The sequence below is a fragment of the Arhodomonas sp. KWT genome (assembly GCF_010993615.1).
The window spans coordinates 1316-11223 of the sequence record NZ_WNXE01000095.1 but is presented as its reverse complement, the minus strand read 5'-3'; the positions used below and the strand labels follow the sequence as shown (position 1 = coordinate 11223).

9 protein-coding genes are annotated in these 9908 nt (G+C 70.5%); 4 read left to right on the top strand and 5 right to left on the bottom strand.

The annotated features are described in order from the left end of the window. Positions 1-250: 250 nt before the first annotated feature. Genes G7A99_RS12975 through G7A99_RS12965 form a run of 3 tightly spaced genes read right to left on the bottom strand, consistent with a single transcriptional unit; the run spans position 251 to position 2214 of the window. A complete protein-coding gene (locus G7A99_RS12975; protein ID WP_018719741.1) occupies positions 251-1258 on the bottom strand; it encodes an NAD(P)H-dependent glycerol-3-phosphate dehydrogenase in 1008 nt (335 codons plus the stop codon). 13 nt (positions 1259-1271) lie between these two features. Beyond that, entirely contained in the window at positions 1272-1748 is a 477-nt protein-coding gene (gene secB / locus G7A99_RS12970; protein WP_018719742.1) for a protein-export chaperone SecB, read from the bottom strand. A 40-nt stretch (positions 1749-1788) separates the two neighbouring features. Beyond that, positions 1789-2214 (bottom strand): rhodanese-like domain-containing protein, encoded by a 426-nt coding sequence (locus G7A99_RS12965; RefSeq protein ID WP_018719743.1) that lies wholly within the window; start codon positions 2212-2214, stop codon positions 1789-1791. Between the two features lie 339 nt (positions 2215-2553). Between G7A99_RS12965 and G7A99_RS12960 the strand changes: the two genes are divergently transcribed. The 3 genes from G7A99_RS12960 (at position 2554) to G7A99_RS12950 (ending at position 6046) form a co-directional block, all read left to right on the top strand. Beyond that, positions 2554-3741, top strand: a complete 1188-nt coding sequence (locus G7A99_RS12960) for a murein hydrolase activator EnvC (protein WP_205599844.1) — start codon at positions 2554-2556, stop codon at positions 3739-3741. A 59-nt stretch (positions 3742-3800) separates the two neighbouring features. Continuing rightward, positions 3801-5126, top strand: a complete 1326-nt coding sequence (locus tag G7A99_RS12955; protein ID WP_018719745.1) for a S41 family peptidase — start codon at positions 3801-3803, stop codon at positions 5124-5126. A gap of 152 nt (positions 5127-5278) precedes the next feature. Then, a complete protein-coding gene (locus tag G7A99_RS12950) occupies positions 5279-6046 on the top strand; it encodes a divergent polysaccharide deacetylase family protein (protein ID WP_018719746.1) in 768 nt (255 codons plus the stop codon). Positions 6047-6071: 25 nt separating this feature from the next. On the opposite strand, the gene G7A99_RS12945 is transcribed toward G7A99_RS12950, so the two are convergent. Continuing rightward, positions 6072-7007 (bottom strand): methylenetetrahydrofolate reductase, encoded by a 936-nt coding sequence (locus G7A99_RS12945; RefSeq protein ID WP_163140730.1) that lies wholly within the window; start codon positions 7005-7007, stop codon positions 6072-6074. 4 nt (positions 7008-7011) lie between these two features. Then, positions 7012-8208 carry a glycine cleavage T C-terminal barrel domain-containing protein gene (locus tag G7A99_RS12940; RefSeq protein WP_163140728.1) on the bottom strand — a complete coding sequence of 399 codons (1197 nt, stop codon included), beginning with the start codon at positions 8206-8208 and terminating at the stop codon, positions 7012-7014. 313 nt (positions 8209-8521) lie between these two features. On the opposite strand from G7A99_RS12940, the gene G7A99_RS25520 reads away from it, so the two are divergent. Next, positions 8522-9908 (top strand): FAD-dependent oxidoreductase (locus G7A99_RS25520; RefSeq protein WP_240466274.1); only part of this gene is annotated, 1387 nt, incomplete at its 3' end.

Below are 9908 nucleotides of genomic sequence, written 5' to 3'. Positions count from 1 at the left end.
GCGCGGATGCCGATATGCGGGGGCCGGTCGAACGTCATTGTGTGACAGCGGGCACATTCGTTCGGCCTGACTGCGGGTATCCGGGGATGGTTTCCCTGGCCGGGCTACCTGGCGCCGTTTTCGGTCTGCCGTTTGGTCTTCCGCACGGAAGAACCCGGCAGGGACTCACGAGTACATCACCGCGCCGGTCGAGGAAATGCCCGGCAATGCGGTCGCGCGTCCTGGAGAGGCAACGATTCCTGGATCAGGACTAGTCCAGCTCCGCCTTGCGGGTGCGGAGCATGAGGTTGCGGGTGGCCTCCTCGGGGCTCACCCCGCCGTCGAGCAGGGCATGGACCTGCTCGCAGATCGGCATCTCCACCCCCTGGGTACGGGCGAGGGCGTGCAGCTCCCGCGCCGTGCGCAGGCCTTCCACGGTCTGGCCGATGGCGCGTTCCGCGGCGTCGACGTCCTCGCCGCGGCCGAGGGCGAGGCCCATGCGGCGGTTGCGCGATTGGTCGTCGGTGCAGGTGAGGATGAGGTCGCCCACCCCGGCCAGGCCCATGAAGGTGCGGTCGGCGGCGCCCATCGCCTGACCGAGGCGCCGGACCTCGGCGAGGCCGCGGGTGATCAGCCCGGCACGGGCGTTGGCGCCGAAGCCCAGCCCGTCCGCGATGCCCGTGGCGATCGCCAGTACGTTCTTCACTGCGCCGCCGAGTCCGACACCGACCAGGTCGGTGCTCGTGTACACCCGGAAGCGCTCGTCGTGGAACGCCCCCGCCAGGTGCTCGGCGACCGCCAGGTCGGCGGCGGCCACGGTCACCGCCGTGGGCAGGCCGCGGGCGACCTCGCCGGCGAAGCTCGGCCCGGACAGGGCAGCCGGCGGATTGTCGGGCAGCAGCCGGGCGGCGACGTGGTGGAGCAGCCCGCCGGAGTCGGCGTCCAGCCCCTTGGTGGCCCACAGCACCGGACAGCCCGCGGGCAGGCAGTCGGCGAGGCGGGCGAGGGTGGCGGCGAAGGCGTGGCTCGGTACGGCCACGAGTACCCAGTCGACGCCGGAGACGGCGGCGTCGAGGTCGTCGGTCACCGAGATCCCGTCGGGGAAACCGATGCCCGGCAGGTAGCGCTCGTTGCTGCGCTGCCGCTCGAGGGCGGCCACGTGCGTGTCGTCGTGGCCCCACAGCGTGACCGCATGGCCGTTACGCGCCAGCACGAGGGCCAGCGCGGTGCCCCAGGAGCCGGCACCGAGGACGGCGATGGCCGAGGGCGTGGACGTCATCGCCGGCGTCCGGTCAGTGCCGGGCCTGCTGGTTCTCGCCGTCGCTCTGCGCCTGCTGCTGGGCGTAGAGCGCGTCGAAGTTCACCGGTGCCAGCACCATCGGCGGGAAGCCGGCCTTGCCGGTGAGGTCGGAGATCGCCTCGCGGGCGTAGGGGAAGAGGATGCTCGGGCAGAAGCTGCCGAGCAGCCCGCGCAGGGTCTGCCCGTCGAAGCCTGCCACGGCGAACACCCCGGCCTGCTCCACCTCGCAGAGATAGGCGGTCTGGTCGCCGAGCTTGGCGGTCACCGTGATGCGGATGGCGATCTCGTAGGTGCCGTCGCCGATCTCACGGTTGCTGGTATCGAGCTCGACGTTCGCCTCGGGGCGCCACTCGGAGCGGAACACATCCGGCGAGTTGGGTGTCTCCAGCGAACAGTCCTTGAGGTAGACCTTCTGGATGGAGAACTGCTGCTGGCCCTCCTGGGCGGCGGTCTGCTCGTTGTCGGCCATGGTGCTTCCTCGCAAGCTGATGACGGTGTGACGGGTGCGTTCAGCCCCGGCCCTCGGTGGGCAGGCCCTTGTCTTCCCACGCCGGGTAGCCGCCGCGCAGCTGGTAGACCGGCTCGTGGCCCATCTCGCGAAGCTGCCTGGCGGCCGCAGCCAGCCCGCCGCCGGCGCCGTAGACGATCACCGGCCGGCCGCGCAGGCGCTCGAGACGGTCGCCGTGCTGCTCGATGTGGCTGCGCGGCGCGTTCACGGCGCCCGGGAGGTGGCGGCTGACAAAGGCGTTCTCGTCGCGGACGTCGACGAACACGGCGTCCTCCCGGTTGTACAGCCGGGTGGCGGTCTCCGGGTCCACCGCGTCGCGGCCCTGCAGGCGCAGGTAGATCTCGTTGGCGATGATGGCGATGATCACGCCGACGGTGGCGAGCACCAGCAGCCATTGATCGGCGGCGAACTCGACAAGCTTGTCCATCGCGGGCCCATTCGAAGTCGTCGTGGATGTGGCCGGCCGCGGGGGCCCGGCACCTTGGTAGACTGGGCATTATACGCACCACCTTGCATGATGGAACGCTGCTGAATCCATGCGCGCAATCCGATGGCGTTACCAATCTTCTCAGGCCTGTTGTCGTGTCTCAGGGCGCCGGCGCGGCAGGGCTCACGCCAGGCGAGCGCAACGCCGCCGCCGTGCCGCTGTAGCGCGCCCTTCGGGCCGGGCCGTGTGCCGATCGGGCTGCGTCGCTCGCGGTTCATGGTGTCCTGCGCCACCGCGCAACTTGCGCCCTATCTCATCGGCACACGGTCCGGCTGACGCATGACACTACGTCTGAGCATATTGGTACTGGTTGCCGTCCTGGCGGCCGGCGCCGCCACGGCGCAGGAGCGCTCGCTCGGCGACACGCGCGAGCGGCTCAGCGACGTGCGCGAGCGTATGAAGTCCCTGGAGCAGTCGCTGCTCGAGCGTCACCAGCGCGTCGACGGGCTGGACGCCGAGCTCCAGCGCCTGGACAAGTCCCTTGCCGAAGCGGACCGCGCCCTGCGCGAGACCCGCCAGAAGCTCGACGCCCACCGCAAGCGCCTGGCGGAGCTCAAGGCCGAACATCAGCGCCGCAGCGAGGCCCTGGCCGGCGAGCGCGGGCGCCTGGCCGACCAGATCCGCGCCGCCTGGGCCTCCGGCGGGCATTCGTTCCTGCGGGTGATGCTCAGCCAGGAGCGCCCGGATCGCCTCGACCGTCTCGCGGTGTACTACCGTTACTTTGCCAATGCCCGGGCCGAGCGCATCGACGAGACCATCGCCGCGCTCGAACGCCTGGAGTCGCTGCAGCAGTCCATCGACGGGGAGCTCGCCCGGCTGCGTGAGCTCGAGGACCGGCGTGCCGGGCAGCGCCAAGCCCTGGCGGAGAAACGCGAATCCCGCAAGGCCGTGCTGGAGAAGTTGCGCGCGGGTATCGACAGTGACGACCAGCGCCTGGACCGACTGCGCGACGACGAGCAGCGCCTGACCGGGCTGGTCAAAGATCTGCGCGAGCGCCTGGAGCAGCAGCGCCGGCGCGAGGCCGCCGAGGACCGCCGCGAGGCGGTTCCGGCGCCCGAGCCGCCGGAGTCGGGCGGCGATCGCAACGGCTGGCCGGTGGCCGGCAAGCTACTGGCGAGCTACGGCAGCTCCCGCTCCGGGGACCTGCGCTGGTCCGGGGTGCTCATCGGTGCGCCCGCCGGTACCGCGGTGCATGCCGTCGCCGGTGGCCGCGTGGTCTTCTCCGACTGGTTGCGTGGTGTCGGTCTGCTGATCATTATTGACCACGGGGACGGGCGGATGAGCCTGTACGGGCATAATCGCGCGCTCTACCGCGAGGCCGGCGACCGTGTGAGTGCCGGCGAGGTGATCGCCGCGGTGGGCGCGAGCGGCGGACAACGCCGCGAGGCGCTGTACTTCGAGGTGCGGGTGGACGGCGACCCCGTCGATCCGCTCGCCTGGCTCAAGCGGCGCGGAAACCGGGGCTGAGGCGTCATCCAGCGGCCGCGACGGCGTGGCCCGCACAGGAACTTAATAGGGAAAAGAGCATGCGTTTTCCGAGAACCCTCTACACCCTGGCCACCGGGGTGCTGATCGGCTTCATCCTCGCCACCGCCCACCAGGTCTGGGCCGAAAGGGGGGATACCGATGCCGCGGCGGCGAAGGTCCCGGTGGAGGAGCTTCGCACCTTCACCGAGGTGTTCGGCCGCATCCAGCGCGGCTACGTGGAGTCGGTCAGCGACCGCGACCTCATGGAGAACGCCATCCGCGGGATGCTCTCCGGGCTGGACCCCCACTCCGCCTATCTCGACCCGCAGGCCTACAAGGATCTGCAGGCGGGTACCAGCGGCGAGTTCGGCGGTCTCGGCATCGAGGTCGGCGACGAGAACGGCTTCGTGAAGGTCATCGCCCCCATCGACGGTACGCCCGCGGAGAAGGCAGGCATCCAGGCGGGGGACCTCATCATCCGCATCGACGGCCAGCCCGTTAAAGACATCAGCCTCAACGAGGCGGTTCACCTCATGCGCGGCGAGCCGGGTACCGACATCACCCTGACGCTGATGCGCGAGGGCCACGAGCAGCCGCTGGAGGTCACCCTCACCCGGGCGGTGATCCAGGTCGAGAGCGTGAAGTCGCGCCTGCTCTCCCCCGGCTACGGCTACCTGCGCATCAGCCAGTTCCAGAGCGGCACCGGCAGCGACGTGATCGAGGCGATCAAGGCGCTGAAGTCCGATGCGGACGGCGATCTCCAGGGCGTGGTCCTGGACCTGCGCAACAACCCCGGCGGCGTGCTCAACGCGGCGGTGGACGTGGCCGACGCCTTCCTCACCGACGGCGTGATCGTGAGCACCCGCGGGCGGCTCGACAGCGCGGAGATGCGCTTCACCGCGACGCCCAACGACCTGCTCGGCGGCGCGCCGCTGGTGGTGCTGATCAACTCCGGCTCGGCATCCGCCTCGGAGATCGTCGCCGGCGCCCTCCAGGACCAGGGCCGAGCGGTGATCATGGGCCGCCGCAGCTTCGGCAAGGGCTCGGTGCAGACGATCATGCCGCTGCAGGACGGTGCGGCGATCAAGCTCACCACCGCCCGTTACTACACGCCCAGCGGTCGCTCCATCCAGGCGGACGGCATCCAGCCGGATGTCGACATCCCGCAGGTGGAGGTGACCGCCGCCGGCAATAACGGGGTGCGCCCGCTCTCGGAGGCGGACCTCAACCGCCACCTCAGCGGCGACGGCAAGCCCAAGGGGGGTGCTGAAGGCGACGCCGAGCAGGCCGAGGCCGACCTGATCAGCCGGGACTATGTCCTCGCCCAGGCCCTGAACCTGCTCCGCGGGCTGACGATCCTGGACAGCCGCGGCGGGCGTCACTGACCGTTCGGGACGTATTGCCCTGTCGCAGTGGCCGTGGGCGCCGCTGTGGCAGGGTGCGAGGAAGCAGGTGTGGCAAGGTCTGCATGACTGACGAGCAACGCTGTCCACCGCGGCGCTGAGGCATGGCGATACGTCCTCCTGAACGGCCAGTAATGGTGCCAGTGCGTGCGGTGCTGGCCTGCCTGGTGCTGTTCGCGGCACCGGCGTGGGCCACCCCGCGGGTGGCCATCATCATCGACGACCTGGGCCAGCGCCCCGGGGACGTGGCGGTCGCGGCGCTGCCCGGGGCGGTGTCCTGCTCGGTGCTGCCCGAGCGGCCCTATTCGCAGCGGGTAGCGCGGGCGGCCCACGAGGCCGGCAAGGAGGTGCTGCTCCACCAGCCGATGGAGGCCATGGGTGCGACCCGTCCGGTGCCCGGGGCGATCACCCTGGACATGCTGGAGGGCCGGGTGCGCTCGTTGCTGGAGCACAACCTGGCGGCCGTGCCCTACGTCAGCGGGGTGAACAACCATCAGGGCAGCCTGATCACCCGCCACCCCGGGCACATGACCTGGGTACTCGACGAGCTGCACGCCCATGGCGGGCTGTACTTCATCGACAGCCGGACCACGGCGGCCACCGTGGCCGAGCGCATGGCGCGGGAGCAGGGCGTGCCGGTGACCCGGCGCGACGTCTTCCTGGACAACGTGCGCGAGCGCGACGCCATCCGTGCCCGCCTGGACGAGCTCGTCGCCCTTGCCCGGCGCCAGGGCCACGCCGTCGCCATCGGCCATCCCTATCCGGAGACCATCGAGGTGCTGCGCGAGGCGCTGCCGGCGCTCGCGGACGCCGGCGTGGAGCTGGTGCCCGCGAGTGCGCTGACCCGCCCCGGTCCGCCGGGTGAGGCCACCGGGCCGCTGCACGCCGCGGCGTCCCGGTAGCGTCCCGCGGCCGCGGGGCCGGCGTTCAGCCGGGCTGCTCCGCGTGCACGCCGGCGGTCCCCGCCGCCACCTCCGCCTCCGCCGACAGCCCGTGCCACTGGCAGAGGCCGTCGTGCAGGGTCGTGAGCCAGTCCCGTGTGGCCGCGACCTCGTTGAAGGTGTAGACGTGCACACCGGCCAGCCCCTGGACGGGATCGCCGAGGCCGTCCACCAGCCCCCAGACCAGGTCATCGCCACGGTACTCGCCGCTGTGTATCAGCCGTCCCACCAGCCCGCGCTGACGCCCGAGGGCCCGGGTGGAGTCGCCGATGCCGATACGCACGGCCACCGAGAGCAGCCGGCGCCGGTCCATGACCCCGGGGATGCCGGCGAGTACCGGCAGGGTCAGGCCCCGTTCGCGCTGACGACGCAGCCACTCGAGCACCGGCGCGGATTCGAAGCACAGCTGGGTGACAACGTAGTCCGCGTTCGCCGCCTTGGCGGACAGGGCGGCATCCAGGGTACGGGTGTCCATGCGGTGGTGGCCCTCCGGGTAGGCCGGCACCCCGATGCGCGCCGGCCGTGGGCTCGCCCCGGCGAGGGTGTCGAGCAGCTCGACACCCCCCGGGAACGGCCCCGCCGGTCGTTCCGCGTCCCCGCCGACCACGAAGCAGTCGTCGATCCCCGCGGCCGCCATCCGCTCCAGCACGGCCTGGAGGTGATGACGGTCGCGTATCAGCCGGGCGGCGACGTGGGGGACCACCCGGAAGCCCGCGGCGGCGAGCCCTTCCGCGGTATCCAGGGTGCGTTCGATGCCGTGGCGCGGTGAGCAGGTCACCGTCACCGTCGCCCCGGCGGGCAGGGCGGAGGCGCGCTCGTGAACGCCCTTGATCGGGAGCAGTTCGAAGCGGGGGGCGGCGAGGGCCGTGCAGGCCCGCGCCGCGTCCGCCGCCGTTGTCGTGGTCGTCGCCGCCTCGTTCATGGCGTCACCCCTTCGGGGTTTCCTTGTTGGGGTCGTGGAAGGGCTTCGGCACTACCACCGCGTCCTGCATCCCGGTGTTCGCCTCGATGCGCAGGGCCGTGCCGAGCTCGGTGTAGGCGGTGGGGACCATGGCGTAGCCGATGTTCTTCTCCAGCCGGGGCGAGTGGGTCGCCGAGGTCACCTTGCCGATGCGCTCGCCGCCGTTGCCGTAGACCGGGAAGACGTCGATCATGGAGCCGTCGGTGAAGTAGCCGATGTTGGGCCCGTCGATCTCCACGCCCACGAGCTTGCGGCTCACCCCCTCGGCCTTGATGCGCTCCAGCGCGGCCCGGCCGATGAAGTCGTCGTCGCCGCGCAGGTCGACCATCCAGTTGTAGCCCATCCCCACCTCGAAGGGGTTGGTGTCGTACCAGATGTCACAGCCGAAGGCGAGGATCGCCCCCTCGATGCGGCGGATGTGGCAGGGCCCGATCACCTGCATGCCGTGGGGCCGGCCGGCCTCGAAGACCCGCTGCCAGAGCTGTTCGCCGTACAGGCTGGCATCGCGCAGGTAGATCTCGTAGCCGATCTCGCCGGAGTAGCCGGTGCGCGAGATGACTACGGACATGCCGTCGATCTCCGCCTCCATCAGGTAGTAGTAGGGGATCTCCAGCACGCTCTCGCCGAACAGATCGACCATCACCTGCTTGGCCTTCGGTCCCTGGACCTGCACCGGGGCCACGTCCACCTCGCGGATGATGACGTCGAGCCCCGAATTGTGGGCGAGGCCCTGGCACCACAGCAGGACGTCGCTGTCGGCGAGCGACAGCCAGAAGCGGTTCTCCTCGACGCGCAGCAGCACCGGATCGTTGATGATCCCGCCGTCCGGCGCGGTGACGAACACGTACTTGCACTGGCCGACCTTGCACTTCTCCATGTTGCGCGGCACCAGACGCTGGGTGAACTCGAAGGCGTCCGGGCCGGCGATCTCGATCTGGCGCTCCACGCCCACGTCCCAGAGGGTCACCCCCTGGACCAGGGCCCAGTACTCGTCCACCGGATCGGTGTAGACGCGCGGGTGGTAGTGGTGGTTGTAGACGCTGTACTTGCGTACCCCGTGGCGCCGCGAGGCGTAGAAAAACGGCGACTTGCGGATGCGCGGATAGAGCAGGATCTCCGGTGCCTGCGCCGACTGCTCGATCTGCTCGATGACCTGGGACATGGCCGCTCCTCCCAAACGATTGCGGAACTGCTTTTGAGGCGATTACGGGACCGACACCGGGTGACCGTCCGTGGCCCAGACGCTAGCGCCAGCGTGAAGCGCCCACGCCCCCGCGGACGACGGCGACTTTCGCGTGGGCGTCATCGCCGCTCCGGGTGTCGGAAACACCAAAAACGGCGTCGTAAAGGCCTGTCGCCGAACGGAAAAACGGTGTCGTCCGGGGACAGCGGAGTGCGGCCGGCATTCTCTAATGTGGTGTCAAAGTCACCCCGGCGGGGCGGCCCGCGACGGAAAACGGGACAGGAGAGCGGCCATGGCGACACTACCCAAGCAGGCGAACGCGGTGATCATCGGCCAGGGCGGCATCGTGGGCGCCTCGGTGGCCCACCACATGATCGGCCACGGCTGGGACGGACTCGTGGGCCTGGAGGCGTCGGCGATCCCGTCGGATGTCGGCTCGACCTCCCACGCCTCCGACTTCTGCTACATGACCTCCCACGACAAGATGAGCTGCTACACCACCACCTACAGCCAGCGCTTCTACGAGGCGCGCGGGCATTACAACCGCATCGGCGGCATGGAGGTGGCGCGGGTCGACGACGATGCCCGCATGGAGGAGCTCAAGCGCAAGGTCGGCTCCGGCAAGGCGTTCGGCACCAACGCCCACCTCATCGGGCCGTCCGAGGCCAAGGAGCGCTTCCCGCTGCTCGAGGAGGGCCTGATCCAGGGGGCCATGTGGGACCCGGACGCCGGCCTGGTGGTGCCGCGCTCCCAGCGCGTCGCCGGCGAGCTGGTCGACGAGGCGGTGGCCAGCGGCCGCCTGCAGGCCTTTGCCAACACCCCGGCGCTCGCCATCGACGTCCACGACGGCCGCGTCCAGGGGGTGGAGACCCACAAGGGCTATATCGCCACGCCGGTGGTCATCGTGACCTGTGGCATCTGGGGCCCGCTAGTCGCCGGCATGGGGGGGGCGCACCTGCCGCTGATGCCCGTCGAGCACCCGCTGCTGTTCTTCGGGCCCTACGACGCCTTCGCGGGCACCGGTCGGGAGATCGGCTATCCCCTGTTCCGCGACCAGGGCAACTCCGCGTACCTGCGCGATACCGGCGACCCCAGCACCTCGGAGGGTGGGCAGATCGAGTGGGGCTACTACGAGCCCACCGAGCCGCGGTTGGTGTACCCGCAGGACATCGCCAGCAAGGAGGAGGCGCGGCTGTCGCCGTCCATGCGCGACCTCGACGCCGACCAGGTGATGAGCGCCTACGAGCGGGCCCTGGAGATCACCCCGGTGCTCGGCGATCTCGGCTGGGACGAGAAGAGCTCGTTCAACGGGCTGCTGTCTGTGACCCCGGACGGCGGTTCGCTGGTGGGCGAATCGCCGGAGACCCGGGGGCTGTGGTTCTGCGAGGCCGTGTGGGTGAAGGACGGTCCCGGGATGGGCAAGGTCTTCGCCGACTGGATCAGCCTCGGGCGCCCCGAGCTCGATCCCCACGGCATCGACATCGCGCGCTTCTACCCGGTGCAGAAGACCCGGGGCCACGTCTACGACCGCTGCCTGGAGACCGCGCGCAAGATCTACGACCCGCCGGTGCATCCCCGCGAGCCCTACGAGAGCGGTCGCAACCTGCGCCGCAGCCCGTTCTGGCCCCGGGAGCAGGCGCTCGGCGGCTACTTCATGGAGGCCGGCGGCTGGGAGCGCG